Origin of the sequence: Streptomyces dangxiongensis (assembly GCF_003675325.1) — a bacterium.
In the GTDB taxonomy this organism is placed as follows: Bacteria; Actinomycetota; Actinomycetes; order Streptomycetales; family Streptomycetaceae; genus Streptomyces; species Streptomyces dangxiongensis.
In genome coordinates this window covers 2,901,155-2,920,492 of record NZ_CP033073.1, presented here as the reverse complement: position 1 = coordinate 2,920,492, position 19,338 = coordinate 2,901,155, and the positions used below count along the sequence as shown (strand labels likewise).

Sequence of the window (19,338 nt, the reverse complement as noted above, 5' to 3'; positions counted from 1 at the left end):
CGATCCTACGTTTCTTGCCGGGGGGCGCATCAAGGGTCTCATGAGGACACGTGCGCGGGTGTACGGTCCCAGTCCTCGGGGAGAGAAGGTACCGCCCAGGACGGGTCCGGGCGCCAGTGCTCCCAGCCGTCCGAGAACGGCGCCCCCCAGGCTCGGATCACCTCGACCGCCTGCCGGCCGGCCGCCCGCACCCGCTCGGCGGTCTCCGCGTCCATCAGCCCGTCGCGCTGGGCCTGCGCGAACTCGTCCTCGTCCCGCCAGTGCCAATCGCGGTCCGCGTGCACGGAGATGTCCAGGAAGTGGTCCTCGGAGTCCACCCCGCGCGCCCAGCGGGCCAGCGGCTGCTCCAGGTTCACGTACCAGTTCTTGAACCGCCAGCCCGGATCCCAGAACAGCCACACCGACCACGGCCGGCCGGGCTGGGCCAGCTTGAGCACGCCCGTGCCGAACCAGCGGTCGCGCTGGACCGTACGCGCCTTGGTGTAGCGGGATTCCAGCGGCTCCAGGTGCACGGGCGTACCGTCCGCCAGCACCGGCTTCACGCACTCGGTGCCGGGGGCCAGCCACACCGCGAGGAGTTCCGCGTCGTCCCGTACGACGGTGACGGGCCGGGCGATGTGCACGTGCTCGCCGGCGTTCTCCCGGTAACGCCACAGGATCTGCGTCCCGGGCGCCCAGTACGCCGCAGGTTCCGCCGCCGCTCGTGTCATCGCTCCGTCGTCCGCCATGCACAGATATTAGGTGCCGCGGTCACGGGACGCTGCGGTGCATGTCACGGTGGTACGGCCGTGGCCGGAAACGTTCGCCCGCGGTCACGGGCGCGTCATCCGCAGGACGTCCAGCGCCTCGTCGAGCTGCTCCAGCGTGAGGTCGCCGCGCTCCACGTACCCGCCATCCAGGACGACTTCGCGGATCGTCCTGCGTTCGGCGAGGGACCTCTTGGCGACCTTCGCGGCCTCCTCGTAGCCGATGTACTTGTTCAGCGGGGTCACCACGGACGGCGAGGACTCGGCGTACTCGCGGGTGCGTTCGCGGTCCGCGGTGATGCCGTCGACCGTACGGTCGGCCAGCAGCCGCGACGCGTTGGCGAGCAGCCGGATCGACTCCAGGACGTTCTTGGCGATGACCGGGAGCATCACGTTCAACTCGAAGTTCCCGGCGGCCCCGGCGGTCGTGATGGTGACGTCGTTGCCGATGACCTGCGCGGCGACCATCAGCACGGCCTCGGGGACGACCGGGTTGACCTTCCCCGGCATGATCGAGGAGCCGGGCTGGAGGTCGGGCAGCCGGATCTCGGCCAGACCGGTGCGCGGCCCGGACGACATCCAGCGCAGATCGTTGGCGATCTTCGTCAGGCCGACCGCGATCGTCCGCAACTGCCCGCTGGTCTCCACGACCCCGTCCCGGGCGCCCTGCGCCTCGAAGTGATCGCGCGCCTCGGTCAGCGGCAGCCCGGTGACCCGGGCCACCTCCTCGATGACCGCGGCGGAGAACCCGGGCGGGGTGTTGATGCCGGTGCCGACCGCCGTGCCGCCCAGCGGCAGTTCCGCCAGCCGGGGCAGCGAGGCCCGCAGCCGCTCGACGCCGTACCGCACCTGGGCCGCGTACCCGCCGAACTCCTGACCGAGCGTCACCGGCGTCGCGTCCATGAGATGGGTGCGCCCCGACTTCACCACGTCCGCGAACTCCCCGGACTTGCGCTCCAGGGACGCGGCGAGGTGCTCCAGGGCCGGGATCAGGTCGCGGGTGACGGCCGAGGTGGCGGCGATGTGCAGGGAGGACGGGAAGACGTCGTTGGACGACTGCGAGGCGTTCACGTGGTCGTTGGGATGCACGTCCCGGCCGAGCCGTTCGGTCGCCAGCGTCGCGACGACCTCGTTGGTGTTCATGTTGGACGAGGTCCCCGAGCCCGTCTGGAAGACGTCCACCGGGAAGTGCTCGTCCCAGCGGCCCTCGGCGACCTCCCCGGCCGCCTCCTGGATCGCCTCCGCGACCTCCTTGTCCAGCACGCCCAGCTCGGCGTTCACCTTCGCCGCGGCCGCCTTGATGCGGGCCAGCGCCTCGATGTGCGCCCGCTCGATGCGCTGCCCGGAGACCGGGAAGTTCTCGACGGCACGCTGGGTCTGCGCCCGCCACTTGGCATGCGCCGGGACCCGGACCTCACCCATCGAGTCGTGCTCGATCCGGTACTGCGGCTCTTCGCTCGTCATCGTCCTACCTCCGCACACGTGAGCAGTCGACGCGGAACCCGTATTCCCCGTCGGACCCCCACGAGTACACCCCGCCGGCGGCGTCCGCTCCCGTGGGACGCCGTACGGGACGCGGGAAGCCCCCGGCCGGCGGCCGCGGGCTCCCTCAGACGTCGCGGTACCGGGTCAGCCGAGGCCGGGCCCGCGCACCGGGATGGACGTGAAGGTCGGCTGCGGCGCCGGGTCCTGGAAGAAGTCGTTGCCCTTGTCGTCCACCACGATGAACGCCGGGAAGTCCTCGACCTCGATCTTCCAGACGGCCTCCATGCCCAGCTCCTCGTACTCCAGGACCTCCACCTTCTTGATGCAGTCCTGGGCGAGGCGGGCGGCGGGGCCGCCGATGGAGCCGAGGTAGAAGCCGCCGTGGGCGTGGCAGGCGTCGGTGACCTGCTTGCTCCGGTTGCCCTTGGCGAGCATCACCTTCGAGCCGCCCGCCGCCTGGAACTGCTCGACGTAGGAGTCCATGCGGCCGGCCGTCGTCGGGCCGAAGGAACCGGAGGCGTAACCCTCGGGGGTCTTCGCCGGACCGGCGTAGTACACCGGATGGTCCTTCAGGTACTGCGGCATCTCCTCGCCCGCGTCCAGCCGCTCCTTGATCTTGGCGTGCGCGATGTCACGGGCCACGACCAGCGGGCCGGTCAGGGACAGCCGGGTCTTCACCGGGTACTTCGACAGCTCGGCGAGGACCGTGTCCATCGGCTGGTTCAGGTCGATCCTGACGACGTCACCGGCCTCGTCGAGGTGCTCGTCCGTCGTCTCCGGCAGGAAGCGCGCCGGGTCGGTCTCCAACTGCTCCAGGAAGACGCCCTCGGCGGTGATCTTCGCGACGGCCTGGCGGTCGGCCGAGCAGGAGACGGCGATCGCGACCGGGCAGGACGCGCCGTGGCGGGGCAGCCGGACCACCCGCACGTCGTGGCAGAAGTACTTGCCGCCGAACTGCGCGCCGATGCCGATCTTCTGGGTCAGCTCGAAGACCTTCTCCTCCAGCTCCTTGTCCCGGAAGCCGTGGCCGAGCGGCGAGCCCTCGGTGGGCGCGTTGTCCAGGTAGTGCGCGGAGGCGTACTTCGCGGTCTTCAGCGCGTACTCGGCGCTGGTACCGCCGACGACGATCGCCAGGTGGTACGGCGGGCAGGCGGCCGTGCCGAGCGAACGGATCTTCTCCTCCAGGAACTTCATCATGGAGGCCTCGTTCAGGACGGCCTTCGTCTCCTGGTACAGGAAGGACTTGTTGGCCGAGCCGCCGCCCTTCGCCATGATCAGGAACTTGTAGGCGCCGCCGTCCGTCGCGTACAGCTCGATCTGGGCGGGCAGGTTGGAGCCGGTGTTCTTCTCCTCCCACATGGTGAGCGGAGCCATCTGCGAGTAGCGCAGGTTCAGCTTCGTGTAGGCGTCGTAGATGCCGTGCGAGAGGTGCTTCTCGTCCTCGCCCCGGGTGAGGACGTTCTGCCCGCGCTTGCCCATGACGATCGCCGTGCCGGTGTCCTGGCACATCGGCAGCACGCCGGCCGCCGCGATGTTCGCGTTCTTGAGCAGGTCCAGCGCCACGAACTTGTCGTTGCCCGACGCCTCGGGGTCGTCGATGATGCGGCGAAGCTGCGCGAGGTGGGCCGGGCGCAGGTAGTGCTGGATGTCGTGGATCGCCTCCTCGGCCAGCTTGCGCAGCGCCTGCGGCTCCACCTTGAGGAACGTCCGCCCGTCGGGCCCCTCCACCGTGGAGACGCCCTCGGACGTCACCAGCCGGTACGGAGTGGTGTCCTCTCCTTGCGGGAGCAGATCGGTGTACGCGAACTCAGGCATCTCTCAGCCCATTCCTCACTCTGACGGACGGCCGCCCGCCGACGCTGGCGGGCCTCACCAGCCTAGGACCTGCCGCCGTCACGGAACCCGTGAGGTGCGGCTCGGCGGCTGTGACGTAAGGCTCAGCCGCTGTCACGCGGGGCCCGGTCGCGACACGCCCAGGATCGTCCACACCCCTAGTCGCGATCTATCGCGTTTCGGTACGCTGCTGCCGTGGACCTTCAGAAGCAGGCTCAGCCCCGGGACGCCGCGCCGCGCGTCGCCGAACTGCGCGCCTCGGACGCCGACCGTGACCGCACCGCCGACATCCTCCGCGAGGGTCTCGCCGAGGGCCGGCTGACCGCCGAGGAGCACGCCGAGCGCGTGGACGGCGTGCTGCACGCCAAGACGGTGGGTGAACTGGAGGTCTTCGTCCGGGACCTGCCCGCCGCCCATCAGCGGCCCGCCACCCCCGCCTACATGCCCGTCCCGGCCCGCCCCGCGCCGGGCGCGATACCGGAGGAGGCCGACGCCAGTGTGGTGGCGGTGTTCAGCAGCGCCGTGCGGCGGGGCCGCTGGCGCGCGGGGCGCCGGCTGCACGCGTACGCGGTCTTCGGCAGCGTCGAGATCGACCTCAGCGAGGCGATCTTCGAGTACCAACAGGTGGTGATCAAGGCGGTCTCCGTCTTCGGCGACGTCCAGATCCGCGTCCCGGAGAACGTCTCGCTGCGCGGCACCGGCGGCGGTGTCCTCGGCAACTTCGAGGTGAGCCCGCTCGACTCGGTCGACTCCCGGGCGCCGGTGGTCTACGTGGACGGCTGGGCCGTCCTCGGCAACGTCGAGGCGCGGCCCCGGCGGGGCAGGAGCGTGGCGGACATCCTGGAGCGCGTCCAGGACAAGGTCGACCGCAAGCTCCGCAAGCACCTGGGGCGTTGACGCGGGGGGCGTGAAGGAGACGCCACGCGCCCGCGGTCGGGAACTCTGTGCATAGGCGCGCGCACAGCGGGTAGGCCTTGCTGCATCGTCTCTCGCTCGCGAAGCCGTCGTCAGGAGTAGACCGTGCTGCAACCGCCGCATTCGTCGCTGCAAGTAGCTGCCGTTCCTGCGCAGCGGCTGCCGGCGCGGGACAGGGACCAAGACGCCGCCTGGCACACCGAGGCGGTGTGTCGGCGCGACGAGGCCGGCCTGTTCTTCGCCCCGTCGAAGGAGCCGACCGCCGCCCGGCTCTCCCGCGAGGACGCGGCCAAGCGCGTCTGTTCCCGCTGCCCGGTCATGGTCGAGTGCCGCGAACACGCACTCCTCCAGCCCGAGCCCTACGGCGTCTGGGGCGGCCTCACGGCGGCCGAACGCCGCGTGGTCCTGGCCCGGCGCCGCCGCCGCGAGATGGACCTGAAGAAGGCGTCCCGCCCCACGGCGAACCGCATAGCGGGCTGACCGACACCCCGGGTCGCCCCCTCCGCACAGGGGGCGCCTTGTCGTTCCCGCCGCTGGGGCCGATTTCGGCACGGGGCGGTGCGTGATGCGCGGTCGCGCGCGGGGGCTGTGCCGGCACGCGATTGGGCGTGGGGCCGTGGGCGGGCGCCCGCATCCGCGGGCCGGTTCGCGGCCTCTCCGGCCGCGGCGTGACCGTCCCGGTCGGCGCGCGGTCCCGCCGGCCGAGGTGAGCCGATACCCGGTCGTGCGCCGGGCTGCGTCGGCACGCGGCTGGGCCCGGCCCGTGGCCAGGCGGCGGACGGACCACACCCGCCGCGCCGGGCCATGTCCGCCGGGCCGCACCCGCCGGCCGACGCCCGCACGCGTCGGCCGGGGTGGGGCTGTCCCGGTCGGGGCGGCTGTCCCGGTCGGGGCACACCCCGCAGGCCGGGGCGCGGCTGCACCCGGCCGGAGTACGGGCCGGTCCTTCGGTCCCGGCTCTACTTCGCCCGGTCGAAGTCGATCGCGCTGTAGGCCCGCAGCTTGCGCAGGCGGTGTTCGGAGTCGATCCTGCGCACCGTCCCGGACTTCGACCGCATGACGATCGACTCGGTCAGCGCGGTCTCCGACCGGTACCGCACGCCCCGCAGCAGCTCACCGTCGGTGATGCCGGTCGCCACGAAGAAGACGTTCTCCCCGGAGACCAGGTCGTCGGTCGTGAGCACCCGGTCCAGGTCGTGCCCGGCGTCGATGGCCCGCTGCCGCTCCTCGTCGTCCTTGGGCCACAGCTTGCCCTGGATCGTCCCGCCCAGGCACTTCACGGCGCAGGCCGAGATGATGCCCTCGGGGGTGCCGCCGATGCCGAGCAGCAGGTCGACGCCGGTGCCCTCGCGCAGCGCGTACACCGAGCCCGCGACATCGCCGTCGGAGATGAGCTTGATACGGGCGCCGGCCTCCCGGACCTCCCGGATCAGGCCCTCGTGCCGCGGCCGGTCCAGGATGACGACGGTGACGTCCTCCGGCGCGGACCGCTTGGCCTTGGCGATCCGCCGGATGTTCACGGCCACGGGCGCGTCGATGTCGACGAAGTCCGCCGCCTCGGGCCCGGTGACCAGCTTGTCCATGTAGAACACGGCGGACGGGTCGAACATGCCGCCGCGCTCGGCGGCTGCGAGGACGGCGATCGCGTTCGGCATGCCCTTGGCCGTCAGCGTGGTGCCGTCGATGGGGTCGACGGCGATGTCGACCTCCGGGCCGGTGCCGTCACCCACGTGCTCCCCGTTGAAGAGCATCGGGGCCTCGTCCTTCTCACCCTCGCCGATGACGACGACGCCGTTCATCGACACGGTGGAGACGAGGGTCCGCATGGCACGCACCGCGGCGCCGTCGGCGCCGTTCTTGTCGCCGCGCCCCACCCAGCGGCCCGCCGCCATCGCGGCGGCTTCGGTCACCCTGACGAGTTCCAGGGCGAGGTTGCGGTCGGGAGCCTCCGAAGGAACATCGAGTTCGGACGGCAGTTGATGATTTTCGGTCATCGGAGCGCACCTTTCTGATACGACGACGGCCGGATGAGGGTATTGGACCCTGACTCTATCGCTGACCAGACAAAATGAGCAGGGGACCCCACGGATGAGCGCTTGGGGCACCTGCGACGATGGTGGACGTGGCAGGTTCGAACGGCAAGCAGAAGACGGCCCGGGACATGATCGTCTCCCTGGCCCTGATCGGTATCGCGGCGGCGGTCGTCTACTTCCTCGCCCTCCCGCACAACGATCACTCTCCCGACCTCAAGCGGGTCGACTACCGGGTCGAGCTGATCACGGCCCGGCGCGCGGTCAGCTATCCGGTGGCCGCCCCCGAGGGCCTGCCGGACACCTGGAAGGCGACCTCCGTGCGCTTCCAGGGCCAGAACTCCGACCGCTGGCACCTCGGCTTCCAGACCCCGGACGGCCAGTACGTGCAGGTCGAGCAGTCGTCCACGCAGAAGCCCGCCGAGTTCATCGAGCAGGCCAGTCAGGGCGCGTCGGCGACACGGCGGACCGAGAAGGCCGGCGGCCGTACCTGGACCCGTTACACCGGTGGCCGCTACGACGCCCTCGTGCTCCAGGGCGCCCCGGGCTCCACGACGGTGGTGGCCGGCACCGCCTCGTTCGAGGAGCTGACGGCGATGGCGGCGGCGCTGCGCATGGAGTGACCCTGACCGCGTGCGAAAGAGGCCCCCGGCGATGCCGGGGGCCTCTTTCGCTTGGGCGGGCCGCTCAGACGGTCGTGACGACGTCCTCGTACGCCAGGCGCGGGGAGCGCGGGTACCAGGCGTCCGGGCCGGGCCGGCCGATGTTGACGATCATCAGCGGGGTGTGGTCGTCGTCCAGGAACTCCTTGCGGACGCCCTCGAAGTCGAAGCCGGTCATCGGGCCGGCGGCCAGGCCGGCGGCGCGGACACCGACGACGAAGTAGGCGGCCTGCAGTGCGGCGTTGAGCGCGGCGGCGCTCTCGCGGGCCGGACGCTCGGCGAAGAAGAGGTCCTTTGCCTGCGGGAAGGCCGGGAAGAGGGCCGGCAGCTCCTCGTGGAACTCGTTGTCCGCGGCGAGGATCGCGACCAGCGGGGCGGCGGCGGTCTTCGCCCGGTTGCCCTCGGCCATGTGCGGCAGCAGGCGCTCGCGGGCCTCAGCGGAGCGGACCAGGGTGATGCGCAGCGGGGTCTGGTTGAAGGCGGTGGGGCCGTACTTGACCAGGTCGTAGATCGCCTGGACCTGCTCGTCGGTCACCGGCTCGTCGGTGAAGGTGTTCGCGGTGCGGGCCTCGCGGAACAGCAGGTCCTGGGCGGCGGGGTCAAGAACGAGAGACATACGTGCCTTCCTCGGGTGCGCGTCGATCCGAGGGCCGGACCGGCTGACGTCACGACCCTACGACAAGTGAGGTTTAATGTTCAACAAAATCGGGGGTGTGGTGATCCGCCTCACAGCACCACGAGACCGCTTGCCTGCCGACGCCCCCATCCACCCGAAGCGGCCCCCGGGTCCCCGGCCCCCGGCCCCCGACCTCCAGGGCCCCAGCCTCCAGCCTCCAGGGCCCCCGGCCCCCAGCCTCTCGGGCCCCCGGCCCCCGCCCCCCGGGGCCCTCCCAGGGCTCCTCGGGCCCCCGCGCCTACCCGGCCCGCTCCCCGTCCTTCGCGGGCCCGGCCTCCCCCTCCCCCTCCCCCTCCCCCTCGTCCTCCTCCTCGGCCAGCGCCGCGTCCAGTCGGGCCCGGGCGCCCTCCAGCCAGCGCCGGCACACCCTGGCCAGCTCCTCGCCGCGCTCCCACAGCGCCAACGACTCCTCCAGCGTCGTACCGCCCGCCTCCAGCCGTCGTACGACCTCGATCAGCTCGTCGCGCGCCTGCTCGTACGAGAGCGCCTCGTCCACCTTGTCCGTCATTCGCCCACCTTCACCGTGAATTCACCGTCGGCGACGCGAGCGCGCAGCGTCTCGCCCTCCGCCACTTCCGCCGCGTCCCGCACCACATGTCCGTCGGCCCGCTGGAGCACCGCGTAACCGCGGTGGAGCGTCGCCGCGGGGGAGAGGGCCACCACGCGCGCGTGCGTGTGCGTCAGCTCCGAGTCCGCGCGGTCCAGCAGGTGCCCCACGGTCCGCCGGCTGCGGTCGGCCAGCGAGCCGACCTGGTCCGCGCGCACGTCGATCATCCGGTGCGGATCCTCCATCGAGGGCCGCGCCAGCGCATGCGCCAGCCCGCGCTCCTCCCGCTCCACGGACGCGTTCACGCAGCGCCGCGCCCGGTCCCGCAGCATCCGCACCCGCTCCAACTCCTCACCCACGTCCGGTACGACCTTCTTGGCCGCGTCCGTCGGTGTCGAGGCGCGCAGGTCGGCGACGTGGTCGAGGAGCGGATTGTCCGGCTCGTGCCCGATCGCGGACACGACCGGAGTACGGCACCCGGCCACGGCCCGCACGAGCTGCTCGTCGGAGAACGGCAGCAGGTCCTCCACGCTGCCGCCGCCGCGGGCGACGATGATGACGTCCACCTCGTCGACCGCGTCCAGTTCCTTGACGGCCTGCACGACCTGCGGGACGGCGTGCACGCCCTGCACGGGGACGTTGCGCACCTCGAAGCGGACGGCGGGCCAGCGGTGCCGGGCGTTCTCCAGCACGTCCCGCTCCGCGGCGGAGGCCCGGCCGCACACCAGCCCGATCAGTTGCGGCAGGAACGGCAGCGGCTTCTTCCGCTCCGGCGCGAACAGGCCCTCGGCCGCGAGCGCCTTCTTCAGCTGCTCCAGCCGGGCCAGCAGCTCACCGACGCCCACGGGTCTTATCTCGGCGGCGCGCAGGGACAGCTGGCCCCGGGGGGCGTACCACTCGGGTTTCGCCAGTGCGACGACGCGGGCGCCCTCGCCGACGACGTCCGCCACCGCGTCGAACACCTGGCGGTAGCAGGTCACGCCGACGGAGATGTCGTGCGAGGGGTCGCGCAGCGTGAGGAACACGACGCCGGCGCCCGGGCGGCGCGAGAGCTGGGTGATCTGCCCCTCGACCCACACGGCGCCCAGTCGGTCGATCCAGCCCCCGATCATGCGGGACACCGCGCCGACGGGGAGCGGGGCCTCGGGGGACGTGTTCACAGCCATGCGCCCGAGCGTAACGTTCGGTACCGACAACGCCGACGATGCCGACAGCACCCGAGGACGCCGGTGACGCCGATGGCGCAGACGATCCCGGTGACGCCGGGACGCCTTCCGCCCGCTGAACCGGTGCGCGGCCGCCCGGTCGCCGGTTCTCCGCGCGTGGCCCCGGGCGCGTGATCTCCGGGCCGCCGGACGCGGCCTTACGATGGGTCGCATGACCGCTTCGCCTGGCCGCCGTGTCCTGCTCGCCGCCCCCCGGGGCTACTGCGCCGGTGTGGACCGCGCCGTGATCGCCGTCGAGAAGGCCCTGGAGCAGTACGGGGCCCCGATCTACGTCCGGCACGAGATCGTCCACAACAAGTACGTCGTGCAGACCCTGGAGAAGAAGGGCGCCGTCTTCGTCGAGCGCACGGACGAGGTGCCGCCGGGCAACATCGTGATGTTCTCGGCGCACGGAGTCGCCCCCGTCGTGCACGACGAGGCCCGGCAGGGCCGGCTCGCCACGATCGACGCCACCTGCCCCCTGGTCACCAAGGTCCACAAGGAAGCCGTCCGGTACGCCAACGACGACTACGACATCCTCCTGATCGGGCACGAGGGCCACGAGGAGGTCATCGGCACCTCCGGCGAGGCCCCCGACCACATCCAGCTCGTCGACGGCCCCGAGGACGTCGCCAAGGTCGAGGTCCGCGACCCCTCGAAGGTCGTCTGGCTCTCCCAGACCACCCTCTCCGTGGACGAGACCATGGAGACCGTCGACGCCCTGACGGCGAAGTTCCCGGGTCTGGTCTCCCCGCCCAGCGACGACATCTGCTACGCCACGCAGAACCGCCAGCTCGCCGTGAAGCAGATGGGTGCCGAGGCCGAGCTGGTCATCGTCGTCGGCTCGCGCAACTCCTCCAACTCCAAGCGGCTGGTCGAGGTCGCCAAGCTGGCCGGCGCCCGCGAGGCCTACCTGGTGGACTTCGCCGGCGAGATCGACGAGGCCTGGCTGGAGGGTGTCCGCACCGTCGGTGTCACCTCCGGCGCCTCCGTTCCCGAGGTCCTCGTCGAGCAGGTCCTGGAGTGGCTCGCCGAGCGCGGCTACGCCGATGTGGAGATCGTCAAGGCCGCCGAGGAGTCGATCACCTTCTCGCTGCCCAAGGAACTCCGCCGCGACCTGCGCGAGGAGGCGGCCGCGCTGGCCGCCGAGCGCGGCGGGACCGGTACACCCGGGGCCTGACCGTCAGTGGTCCGTCGTAACGTGGAGCCATGCAGATCTTCGGCGTGGACATCGGCGGATCCGGCATCAAGGGTGCCCCTGTGGACCTGGACCGGGGCGACCTGGCCCAGGAGCGCTGCAAGGTGCTCACCCCGCATCCGGCGACACCCGACGGCGTGGCCGACGGGGTCAAGCAGGTCATCGACCACTTCGGCTGGACCGGCCCGGTCGGCCTGACCTTCCCCGGGGTGGTCACCGGCGGCGCCACGATCCGTACGGCGGCGAACGTCGACAAGAGCTGGATCGACACGGACGCGCGCGCGTTGTTCAGCGGCAGACTCGGCGGCCTCCCGGTGACCGTGGTCAACGACGCGGACGCGGCGGGCGTCGCCGAGATGCAGTTCGGCGCCGGACGGGGCCGCCGGGGCACGGTCATCCTGCTCACCTTCGGCACCGGCATCGGCAGCGCCCTCTTCGTGGACGGCGTCCTCGTCCCCAACACGGAGCTGGGCCACCTGGAGCTGCACGGCCACGACGCCGAGAAGCGTGCCTCCAGCAAGGTCAAGGAGGACCACGACCTCAGCTGGGAGCAGTGGGCGCAGCGCGTGCAGCAGTATCTGGCGCACGTGGAGATGCTGTTCTCGCCGGAGCTGTTCGTCATCGGCGGCGGGGTCAGCCGCAAGGCGCACAAGTTCCTGCACCTGATCGAGGGCGTCAAGGCGGAGATCGTCCCCGCGCAGCTCCAGAACAACGCGGGGATCGTGGGAGCGGCGATGAGAGCGGCCCCGCGGGGGTGACCGTCCGGGCCGCCCGGGTCCGGTCCCGGGCGGCCCGCACGCTCAGCTCCGTCGGCGGCGCTGTTCCGCCCACCGCGTCCGGCGTACGAGCACGGTCACGCCGGCGGCGAGCGTCCCCGCGTACAGCCAGCCCGCCTGCGTGGCCAGCCCGGTGAACAGCCCCATCATCCGGCCGGCGAGCCCTCCGGCGCCGTCGGCGAGGGGCAGCAGCCCCAGGGTGAACGCGATCGGTGCGACCACCGGGGCGGTCAGCACGTCCCCGTCGCGTACCCACAGGGCCGTGAGCAGGCACACCGGCAGGAACAGCAGCCCGTACACCGTGCCGGAGGCTCCCAGGAGCAGTTGGTCCAGGTAGCCGAGCAGGAACATCGCCACGACGCAGAACAGCCCGCTGCCGAGCCCGGTGAGCTTCATGTCCGCCGGCCGTCCGCCCGCCCCCGCCGGCCGCGCGGGGCGCACCGTCCGGCGCGGCCGCGCCGCGCGGGCGGTCCCCGGTGCGGGCCCGCGCTCACCGGCCGGCCCGCGCCGGGCCTGCGGTGGCAGCGGGGCGGGCGGCTGTGCGCCACGTCGCCGTCCGTTGTTCGGATGTCGCGTCCTGCGTTGCTCCATTGGACCAACTTAGGTCTGCTTATGTGCCCGATCAGCCCTCAGACACGCCGACGGGGAAACGGCCGGCCACCCGTCCCCCGCTCCAGCGAGCCGGGCGCCCCGGACGCCGTAAACTGGTGGATCGGCCAGTATCGGTCTCTGGTCTGGCAGCCCCTGGCCCACTCATCAACGGGAAGTCGCAACGTGTCGCTCACGATCGGAATCGTCGGCCTGCCCAACGTCGGCAAGTCGACCCTGTTCAACGCCCTGACCAAGAACGACGTGCTGGCGGCCAACTACCCGTTCGCCACGATCGAGCCGAACGTCGGCGTGGTCGGCGTGCCCGACGCCCGTCTCGCGCAACTGGCGTCGATCTTCAAGTCGGAGCGCATCCTTCCGGCCACGGTCGACTTCGTCGACATCGCCGGCATCGTGCGCGGTGCCTCCGAGGGCGAGGGCCTCGGCAACAAGTTCCTCGCGAACATCCGCGAGTCGGACGCGATCTGCCAGGTCATCCGCGCCTTCAAGGACGAGAACGTCGTCCACGTCGACGGCAAGGTCTCGCCGAAGGACGACATCGAGACGATCAACACCGAGCTGATCCTCGCCGACCTCCAGACCATCGAGAAGGTCCTGCCCCGCCTCCAGAAGGAGTCGCGGATCAAGAAGGACATCGCGCCCAAGGTCAGGGCGGTCGAGGAGGCCAAGGAGATCCTGGAGAAGGGCGACACGCTCTTCGCGCACGGCATCGTCCAGGGCAGCGAGCGGGCGGAGCTCCTCCACGACCTGCACCTGCTCACCACGAAGCCGTTCCTCTACGTCTTCAACGTCGACGAGGACGAGCTGGTCGACGAGGAGTTCAAGAACGAGCAGCGCGCCCTGGTCGCCCCGGCCGAGGCGATCTTCCTGAACGCCAAGCTGGAGGCCGACCTCGCCGAGCTGGACGAGGAGGAGGCCCTCGAACTCCTCCAGTCCGTCGGCCAGGACGAGCCCGGCCTCGCCACCCTCGCCCGCGTCGGCTTCGCCACCCTCGGCCTGCAGACCTACCTGACGGCCGGCCCCAAGGAGTCCCGCGCCTGGACGATCAAGAAGGGCGCCACCGCCCCCGAGGCCGCCGGTGTCATCCACACCGACTTCCAGAAGGGCTTCATCAAGGCCGAGGTCATCTCCTTCGACGACCTCGTCGAGACCGGCTCGGTCACCGAGGCCCGCGCCAAGGGCAAGGCCCGCATGGAGGGCAAGGACTACGTCATGCAGGACGGGGACGTGGTGGAGTTCCGCTTCAACGTGTAGTGGGTCACATAGCACCACATCGCTGATCTGACAAATGCGCAGGTCAGAGGGGGTCCACCTCTCCGGGGGTGGGCCCCTAGATTTTTACCGTGCTGGATAGGTGCTGGATAATCTGACACCTCGTCACCCGTCATCACCCCCCATCACCCGCACCGTGCTGGATCGGTGCTGGATGCTCCGAGCTGCTTCATAGGACCGGACGAATCTCGGGGTGGGCGCCCGGTGCTTTGCCCCCAATGTGGGGCTGCGGCGTAGCGGGCGGAGGCGGCTACCAGCGAGGATGCCAGTTATGGCCTTTGACCAGAACGTCGTTCCCCTCCGCTCGACGCATGCAACGCCTGTGGTTTTCGGCGCCGGGGCGGCCATCGGCGTTCTGGGCGGGATGATCGGGCTGGGCGGCGCGGAGTTCCGCCTGCCACTGCTGATCAGCCTCTTCGGCTTCGCCGCGCTCTCGGCCGTCATCCTGAACAAGGCGATGAGCCTCGTCGTGGTCTTGGTCGCGCTGCCTGCCCGTCTGGCGGCGGTCCCGGCCGTCGAGCTGGCCGCACGCTGGCCCGTCGCGGTCAACCTGCTGGCCGGCAGCCTGCTGGGTGCCTGGGCCGGAGCGTCCTGGGCGGTACGCATGCGCTCCGCCACCCTTTACAAGGTGCTGGCCGCACTGATGGTGCTCATGGCCGCGGCCCTGATGGTCACGCACACAACAACCCTGGGCACCCTCGATCTGCCGCTGTGGGCGCAGGTGCCGTGTGGGGTCGTGGCCGGCTTCGGTATTGGGGTGGTCGCGGCGATCATGGGCGTGGCCGGCGGCGAGCTGCTGATCCCGACGATCGTGTTGCTGTTCGGGGAGGGCATCAAGACGGCGGGAAGCATCTCCCTGCTGGTCTCGCTGCCGACCATGCTGGTGGCCTTCGCCCGGTACAGCCGTGACGGCAGCTTCGCCGTCCTCGGTGCGAACCTCCGCTTCGCCATGATCATGGCCGCAGGCTCCATCGTCGGCGCCGTACTGGGCGGGCTGTTGCTCGGCGTGTTCCCGGACCTGGTGCTCATCCCTGCGCTGGCCGTGATCCTGCTCATTTCCGCAGTCAAGCTCGCCCGTCACGATTGACGTCGCCGAGGTGACTGGGAGACCGATGCCGGTCCGGCCGCCGAACCCAAGAATCTTGGAGCGGCCCGGGTACGGGCCGAGAACGCGCCTCGCTAGAGCCCAGTGACGGGCTGTCCGTTAAGAGCTTGGGCGATCTGCCAGAGCTGGCCGCCCCGTGACGCCTTCACGAGCACAACGTCACCGGGCTGAAGGATCGAGTCGAGATACGCTGCGGCGGTCGCGTTGTCGCCAACGAACGCAATGTCTGGGACGCCGGCCGCGCCCGCTGCGAGGGCGAGCTGTTTCGCGAGGTCTCCGCCGACCGCCACGACGAGATCGACGCCGCTTTCGGCTGCGAAGCGGCCAATCTCGCGATGGGCCTCGACTGCTTCCTCGCCCAGCTCCAGCATCTCGCCCAGTACGGCGATCCTTCGGCCGCCTACGGCCTCGGTCGCGTCGCCGTCAGTCTCGGGCATCAGGAGTCTCCGTTGTTGGTCAGGGGCGCGAAGGTGATCGCGCGCCCCGTGTAGGAAGCGGACAGGCGGCTGAGGGGAACTCGATCATGTGACTGGCCCCAAGCTGACGGATCTCGGAAGCGGATCACCGGCTCGGGGCCGTCGTCGTAGCCGCGCAGAATCACGAGGTGCCCGCCCGTGCGGCCGTCGTCGGGGAACTGCTCGGTCACGGACACGATGAGGGGGGCGTCATCGAGGCGGCCGAGCAGGTTTTCGGCGGGGATGGGTTCCGCCAGGGAAGGCACTCCCAGTTCGGTCGCCAGGTTCGCGATCCCCGCGTGAAGCGCTCCACGCGGGGTCAGCACCTCGTGCTTCACGGCGAGCTTCAGGAGTTCCGTCACCGTGGGCGCCTCGCGCCCGTAGGCGAGCAGGATCGCTCGCAGCGATGCCAGGCCGCACGCCCGGTTGGACCATTCGATCCTGTCCCCGAGTGCCCATCCGCCGTGTAGATCCCATTCGGCGGGGGCGATGAGCTGTCGGCACAGGGGGACATCGTGGACGCGCGGCACAGTGGCGTGCTCCTACAGGGAGACGGCAGCCTCCCGCGTCGCCGTGGTGCTGGAGAACACGGGAGTGGGCAGGGGGACATCGTACGGCGGCCGGGCCAGGGCCTCGTGAAGCATCGCCAGTACGACGTCCGTGTGCGTGAGCCCGACCATCGCCGCCCCGACCGCGAAGTTGCTGTCACGGGACATGCCCGGCGTGCTGTTGACCTCCAGCACGTAGGCGTCGCCGTCCTCGGTGACGATGAAGTCGATGCGGGCCGAACCGCGCAGCCCGATCCCGTCCCACAGGGTCCGGGCGTCCCTGGCGATCCGGTTCAGTGCTACGGGCTCCAGCTCGGCGGCGCGGACGGTGACGGCGCCCTTGGAGTCCACGTCGAGTTTGGTGTCGGCGTCGTAGAACTCGGCATCGGTCGCCTCGGTGGTCAGCGGCGGGAAGACGATGACCGAGCCGCCGGGAAGCTCCAGCATGCCCACGGTCACGGGGGTGCCGATCACGTAGTCCTCGACGAGTACCTCTTCCCCGCTTTCGCCAGCGGCCTCCGCCAGGGCGCGGGGCAGGTCGGCCGCGTCGCGGACGAGGCTCATGCCCACGCTGGACCCGCCGAAGGGCGGCTTCACCATGACGGCCTGGCTGGCCCAGTTCACCGGGCCGCCGGACCAGACGCGCCAGCCGGGCGTCGGGACGCCGAGGGTCAGCATGACCCGCTTGCAAAGGATCTTGTCCGCGGCCACCGCAGAGGCCGCGACTCCGCTGCCGCAGTACGGCACGCGAAGGTAGTCGAGCAGACCCTGAAGGCGGCCGTCTTCGCCGTAGGGACCGTGCAGGTTCGAGAGGGCCACGTCGTACGAGACCAGCTCGCTGATGAAGTCAGGCTGGGTGGGGTCCAGCACGTCCCACCGCGCGCCGATCTCTTCCAGCGCCTCGCCCAGGGCGGTCACGGACCGCTGCTCGACGGGGCACTTGGAGTGGTAGAGCCTGTCTTCAGCGGACACCGGCCCGTAGATGAGGGCGACGCTCAGGCCCCGCCGGCTCTGCCTCCACGCACGGAGTTCCTCGGTGGCCTTGTGCGCCGCCTGCTTCGAGCTGGAGTCGAGAAAGAGGGTCATGCGAGTACCCCTTCGAAGGTTTGGGTTACCGGCCCGCCAACCCAGGCGGCCCGATTCGGGTGGTCGTCGTGCGGACGGACGGTGAGAGGCTCACCGGCCTCGTTGTGGACGGTGACCTCGCGCCTGGCGACGAGGCCACGCATGGTGGCGATGACGACGGCGGCGACGGCTCCGCTGCCGCAGGAGAGGGTCTCGGCCTCGACGCCCCGTTCGTAGGTGCGGATCTTGAGCGCCTGGCCGCCGAGGTGCTGGACGAAGTTGACGTTCGTACCCAGCGGCGCCACGTTCTTGTGGTGCCGGACGACTCGGCCGACCACTTCGGTGTGGATGGCGTCCACGTTCTCCACGACGGCGACGACGTGTTCCGTGCCGGTGTGCGCGCTGTCGAACCACGTCGGCCTGCCGTTGATGACCGTCTGTAAGACTCGGGGCTGGATGGCGCCCACGTCAGCCGTGACCCAGACAGAGTCGGCGTCGACGGTGGCCTCGTGCATGACGCCGGCCATGCGGAGCTGCATGGTTCGGAAGCCCTGGTCGCACTGGGCCGCCCAGGCCGCGCAGCGCAGCGCATTGCCGCACATCGTTGCGGTCGAGCCGTCCGCGTTGAAGCAGTCGACATCGAGCACCGTGGAGGTGGGGCTGACGAAGCGGCTGACGACCAGGCCATCCGCACCCACTCCGGTCCGTCTGGCGCAGAGGCGTTCCGCCTCCTTGGCCCAGTCCGTGCCAGCTCGCGGGCCGGGGTCCGTGAAGAGGATGAAGTCGTTGCCCGCTCCGTGGATCTTGCGAAAGCGCATGGCAAAGCTCCTCGCGTGATGAGATGGGATGGGTGGTGCGGTGCCGAACGGCTGCTCAGCGCGATGAGATCGGCCGGCAAACGGTCTGCGGTTTGCGCATGATCAGCGGTGCATGTCCGACGAAGTGCAGAACACGGTGGGCCGAGGTGCCCGCGGCCCTCATGTCCCGGACCCGCTGATAGCTGCCGTCGATGAGGATGAAGTCGCCTATGCGGACATCGGTCGGCGTCCTGGTGGCTTTCATGGTTCCGACCGGCGGCGGGGGCTCAGAGGGCTGCTCTTCGCTTCTGGGCTGGTACATCAGCCCCTCCAGATGCCGAGGAGGAGGGAGCCGCCGATCGCGATAAGACTGAGAACGTAGGAGATCTGCTGGTTTCGAGGGCTCATCGGGTTCCGATCAGGTGGTGCTCCACGCGCCTGCGCACTGACGGGATGCCGATCTCGGGAAGAGGCACCCAAGCTGCCGCACCGGCTTCGATCATGGAGGGGAAGACAGCGCCCGAGTGGGCCCGGAAGAGGTAGCGCATGCCGACCCGGAGGCGGCGTCCGTACCCGTGCTGCCCCGGCCTCGTCACGTCGACCAGGAACGGGCCCTCGGCGCCGGGCTCGGTCCACACATCCCAGACGCCGACTTCCTCGGCCAGAAGGCGTAAGGCGGCCTCGCTGAGGGAGTTGTCCTGATCCTCGGGCTCGGCCTCGGCGAGCGCGTAGCCGCCTTCGTGTCGCAGGCACAGGACGCGAGCCTGTTCATCGACGACGACGGCCCCTGCCATTACGAGCGGGCAGCGCTGGTCGTGGGTGCAGCCCCGGTTCCGCGAGTGATCAACGGCTGCGTCATAGACCGGCATCAGCGCCATCTTCTCGTCGGGGTGTTCGTGTATGTAGTGGGACAGCTCTCGGATGATCTGGTCTTCTCTGACACTCACGGCGCACCCAGCCCATGCCGGTCCGTGTAGAGCCACAGCAGGCGGCGCGACAGGTTGGCAATGTCGCGGAGATAGAAGAAGGTGCCGAACGTGGGGGTCTCGGCGGTGGGACGGGCCGAGAGTTCAACCAGCCGCGTCGCCCTGCGGACGAGTTCCTGTGCGTCGGGGTCGTCCTCGGCCCCTAAGTCCTTGCCAAGGAGGCCGTTCAACTCCTTGGCAAGGCGCGGCACGTAGTGGTCCAACTGCGCGCGGGTCGTGGTTCCCAGCCGAAATCCGAGAACGGTATCGGTCAGCGAAGTGATCTCCGTGACGCTAATCCCGCCGTTCTCCTCTGAAACTTCGGCCAACTCCCTTGCCTTGCCCGTACTTGCCACCTTCATTGGCCCCTCCGGTGCACGCCTTATGCCGTGCCAACAAAGTTAGAGAGGGGGGTGGCAAGTACTCCAGGAATGTGCCGGAACTTGCCA

22 protein-coding genes are annotated in these 19,338 nt (G+C 70.4%); 7 read left to right on the top strand and 15 right to left on the bottom strand.

Annotated elements, in window-relative coordinates:
* Positions 1–38: 38 nt before the first annotated feature.
* The 3 genes from fomD to D9753_RS12810 form a co-directional block, all read right to left on the bottom strand.
* Positions 39–728 (bottom strand): cytidylyl-2-hydroxypropylphosphonate hydrolase, encoded by a 690-nt coding sequence (gene fomD / locus D9753_RS12820; RefSeq protein ID WP_121787147.1) that lies wholly within the window; start codon positions 726–728, stop codon positions 39–41.
* A gap of 84 nt (positions 729–812) precedes the next feature.
* Complete coding sequence (locus D9753_RS12815; RefSeq protein ID WP_121787146.1) at positions 813–2,210, bottom strand: class II fumarate hydratase; 1,398 nt, start codon at positions 2,208–2,210, stop codon at positions 813–815.
* A 165-nt stretch (positions 2,211–2,375) separates the two neighbouring features.
* On the bottom strand, positions 2,376–4,046 hold the full coding sequence (locus tag D9753_RS12810) for a fumarate hydratase (protein WP_121787145.1): 1,671 nt from the start codon (positions 4,044–4,046) through the stop codon (positions 2,376–2,378).
* Positions 4,047–4,259: 213 nt separating this feature from the next.
* Here D9753_RS12810 and D9753_RS12805 point away from each other — a divergent pair, with 213 nt between their 5' ends.
* Both D9753_RS12805 and D9753_RS12800 read left to right on the top strand, forming a co-directional pair.
* Positions 4,260–4,961, top strand: a complete 702-nt coding sequence (locus D9753_RS12805) for a DUF1707 SHOCT-like domain-containing protein (RefSeq protein ID WP_121787144.1) — start codon at positions 4,260–4,262, stop codon at positions 4,959–4,961.
* 123 nt (positions 4,962–5,084) lie between these two features.
* Positions 5,085–5,459: a WhiB family transcriptional regulator gene (locus D9753_RS12800; protein ID WP_121787143.1), complete on the top strand. Its 375-nt coding sequence runs from the start codon at positions 5,085–5,087 to the stop codon at positions 5,457–5,459.
* Between the two features lie 479 nt (positions 5,460–5,938).
* On the opposite strand, the gene glpX is transcribed toward D9753_RS12800, so the two are convergent.
* Complete coding sequence (gene glpX / locus D9753_RS12795; RefSeq protein ID WP_121787142.1) at positions 5,939–6,973, bottom strand: class II fructose-bisphosphatase; 1,035 nt, start codon at positions 6,971–6,973, stop codon at positions 5,939–5,941.
* A gap of 128 nt (positions 6,974–7,101) precedes the next feature.
* Here glpX and D9753_RS12790 point away from each other — a divergent pair, with 128 nt between their 5' ends.
* Positions 7,102–7,632, top strand: a complete 531-nt coding sequence (locus tag D9753_RS12790) for a DUF4245 domain-containing protein (protein ID WP_163010692.1) — start codon at positions 7,102–7,104, stop codon at positions 7,630–7,632.
* Between the two features lie 64 nt (positions 7,633–7,696).
* Here the strand turns inward: D9753_RS12790 and D9753_RS12785 are convergent, their stop codons facing one another.
* The 3 genes from D9753_RS12785 to xseA all read right to left on the bottom strand — a co-directional run bounded on the left by D9753_RS12785 (position 7,697) and on the right by xseA (position 10,060).
* Positions 7,697–8,287, bottom strand: a complete 591-nt coding sequence (locus D9753_RS12785; RefSeq protein ID WP_121787140.1) for a malonic semialdehyde reductase — start codon at positions 8,285–8,287, stop codon at positions 7,697–7,699.
* 298 nt (positions 8,288–8,585) lie between these two features.
* Positions 8,586–8,855: an exodeoxyribonuclease VII small subunit gene (locus D9753_RS12780; RefSeq protein WP_121787139.1), complete on the bottom strand. Its 270-nt coding sequence runs from the start codon at positions 8,853–8,855 to the stop codon at positions 8,586–8,588.
* Positions 8,852–10,060 carry an exodeoxyribonuclease VII large subunit gene (gene xseA, locus D9753_RS12775; protein WP_121787138.1) on the bottom strand — a complete coding sequence of 403 codons (1,209 nt, stop codon included), beginning with the start codon at positions 10,058–10,060 and terminating at the stop codon, positions 8,852–8,854. Before xseA ends, D9753_RS12780 begins: the two co-directional genes overlap by 4 nt.
* A 202-nt stretch (positions 10,061–10,262) precedes the next feature.
* Between xseA and D9753_RS12770 the strand changes: the two genes are divergently transcribed.
* The gene (locus D9753_RS12770; RefSeq protein ID WP_121787137.1) at positions 10,263–11,279 is read left to right on the top strand and encodes a 4-hydroxy-3-methylbut-2-enyl diphosphate reductase; all 1,017 of its coding nucleotides are present in this window, start codon (positions 10,263–10,265) and stop codon (positions 11,277–11,279) included.
* 29 nt (positions 11,280–11,308) lie between these two features.
* Entirely contained in the window at positions 11,309–12,055 is a 747-nt protein-coding gene (ppgK, locus tag D9753_RS12765) for a polyphosphate--glucose phosphotransferase (protein WP_121787136.1), read from the top strand.
* 42 nt (positions 12,056–12,097) lie between these two features.
* On the opposite strand, the gene D9753_RS12760 is transcribed toward ppgK, so the two are convergent.
* Positions 12,098–12,664 carry a DUF6542 domain-containing protein gene (locus D9753_RS12760; RefSeq protein WP_205614137.1) on the bottom strand — a complete coding sequence of 189 codons (567 nt, stop codon included), beginning with the start codon at positions 12,662–12,664 and terminating at the stop codon, positions 12,098–12,100.
* Between the two features lie 183 nt (positions 12,665–12,847).
* Here D9753_RS12760 and ychF point away from each other — a divergent pair, with 183 nt between their 5' ends.
* Together ychF and D9753_RS12750 are read left to right on the top strand one after the other, a co-directional pair.
* Positions 12,848–13,936, top strand: coding sequence for a redox-regulated ATPase YchF (gene ychF, locus D9753_RS12755; protein WP_121787134.1), 1,089 nt, complete (start codon positions 12,848–12,850; stop codon positions 13,934–13,936).
* A gap of 289 nt (positions 13,937–14,225) precedes the next feature.
* Positions 14,226–15,041, top strand: a complete 816-nt coding sequence (locus D9753_RS12750; protein ID WP_121787133.1) for a sulfite exporter TauE/SafE family protein — start codon at positions 14,226–14,228, stop codon at positions 15,039–15,041.
* Positions 15,042–15,133: 92 nt separating this feature from the next.
* Here D9753_RS12750 and D9753_RS12745 read toward each other — a convergent pair whose 3' ends face one another.
* The 7 genes from D9753_RS12745 to D9753_RS12715 all read right to left on the bottom strand — a co-directional run bounded on the left by D9753_RS12745 (position 15,134) and on the right by D9753_RS12715 (position 19,251).
* The gene (locus D9753_RS12745) at positions 15,134–15,496 is read right to left on the bottom strand and encodes a glutamate ligase domain-containing protein (RefSeq protein ID WP_121787132.1); all 363 of its coding nucleotides are present in this window, start codon (positions 15,494–15,496) and stop codon (positions 15,134–15,136) included.
* Positions 15,496–16,044 carry a C39 family peptidase gene (locus D9753_RS12740; protein ID WP_240468126.1) on the bottom strand — a complete coding sequence of 183 codons (549 nt, stop codon included), beginning with the start codon at positions 16,042–16,044 and terminating at the stop codon, positions 15,496–15,498. Before D9753_RS12740 ends, D9753_RS12745 begins: the two co-directional genes overlap by 1 nt.
* 12 nt (positions 16,045–16,056) lie before the next feature.
* The gene (locus D9753_RS12735; RefSeq protein ID WP_121787131.1) at positions 16,057–17,148 is read right to left on the bottom strand and encodes a D-alanine--D-alanine ligase family protein; all 1,092 of its coding nucleotides are present in this window, start codon (positions 17,146–17,148) and stop codon (positions 16,057–16,059) included.
* Positions 17,145–17,945, bottom strand: coding sequence for a diaminopimelate epimerase (gene dapF, locus D9753_RS12730; RefSeq protein WP_121787130.1), 801 nt, complete (start codon positions 17,943–17,945; stop codon positions 17,145–17,147). Before dapF ends, D9753_RS12735 begins: the two co-directional genes overlap by 4 nt.
* 55 nt (positions 17,946–18,000) lie before the next feature.
* Positions 18,001–18,246, bottom strand: a complete 246-nt coding sequence (locus tag D9753_RS12725; RefSeq protein WP_121787129.1) for a hypothetical protein — start codon at positions 18,244–18,246, stop codon at positions 18,001–18,003.
* An 82-nt stretch (positions 18,247–18,328) separates the two neighbouring features.
* Positions 18,329–18,871: an NUDIX domain-containing protein gene (locus D9753_RS12720; RefSeq protein ID WP_121787128.1), complete on the bottom strand. Its 543-nt coding sequence runs from the start codon at positions 18,869–18,871 to the stop codon at positions 18,329–18,331.
* Positions 18,868–19,251: a hypothetical protein gene (locus D9753_RS12715; RefSeq protein WP_121787127.1), complete on the bottom strand. Its 384-nt coding sequence runs from the start codon at positions 19,249–19,251 to the stop codon at positions 18,868–18,870. Before D9753_RS12715 ends, D9753_RS12720 begins: the two co-directional genes overlap by 4 nt.
* Positions 19,252–19,338: the final 87 nt, after the last annotated feature.

Bases quoted from the DNA above. Each gene is read 5' to 3' on its own strand.
- fomD (WP_121787147.1), bottom strand. From the start codon at position 728: ATGGCGGACGACGGAGCGATGACACGAGCGGCGGCGGAACCTGCGGCG.
- D9753_RS12815 (WP_121787146.1), bottom strand. From the start codon at position 2,210: ATGACGAGCGAAGAGCCGCAGTACCGGATCGAGCACGACTCGATGGGT.
- D9753_RS12810 (WP_121787145.1), bottom strand. From the start codon at position 4,046: ATGCCTGAGTTCGCGTACACCGATCTGCTCCCGCAAGGAGAGGACACC.
- glpX (WP_121787142.1), bottom strand. From the start codon at position 6,973: ATGACCGAAAATCATCAACTGCCGTCCGAACTCGATGTTCCTTCGGAG.
- D9753_RS12785 (WP_121787140.1), bottom strand. From the start codon at position 8,287: ATGTCTCTCGTTCTTGACCCCGCCGCCCAGGACCTGCTGTTCCGCGAG.
- D9753_RS12780 (WP_121787139.1), bottom strand. From the start codon at position 8,855: ATGACGGACAAGGTGGACGAGGCGCTCTCGTACGAGCAGGCGCGCGAC.
- xseA (WP_121787138.1), bottom strand. From the start codon at position 10,060: ATGGCTGTGAACACGTCCCCCGAGGCCCCGCTCCCCGTCGGCGCGGTG.
- D9753_RS12770 (WP_121787137.1), top strand. From the start codon at position 10,263: ATGGGTCGCATGACCGCTTCGCCTGGCCGCCGTGTCCTGCTCGCCGCC.
- ppgK (WP_121787136.1), top strand. From the start codon at position 11,309: ATGCAGATCTTCGGCGTGGACATCGGCGGATCCGGCATCAAGGGTGCC.
- D9753_RS12760 (WP_205614137.1), bottom strand. From the start codon at position 12,664: ATGGAGCAACGCAGGACGCGACATCCGAACAACGGACGGCGACGTGGC.
- D9753_RS12750 (WP_121787133.1), top strand. From the start codon at position 14,226: ATGGCCTTTGACCAGAACGTCGTTCCCCTCCGCTCGACGCATGCAACG.
- D9753_RS12745 (WP_121787132.1), bottom strand. From the start codon at position 15,496: ATGCCCGAGACTGACGGCGACGCGACCGAGGCCGTAGGCGGCCGAAGG.
- D9753_RS12735 (WP_121787131.1), bottom strand. From the start codon at position 17,148: ATGACCCTCTTTCTCGACTCCAGCTCGAAGCAGGCGGCGCACAAGGCC.
- dapF (WP_121787130.1), bottom strand. From the start codon at position 17,945: ATGCGCTTTCGCAAGATCCACGGAGCGGGCAACGACTTCATCCTCTTC.
- D9753_RS12725 (WP_121787129.1), bottom strand. From the start codon at position 18,246: ATGTACCAGCCCAGAAGCGAAGAGCAGCCCTCTGAGCCCCCGCCGCCG.
- D9753_RS12715 (WP_121787127.1), bottom strand. From the start codon at position 19,251: ATGAAGGTGGCAAGTACGGGCAAGGCAAGGGAGTTGGCCGAAGTTTCA.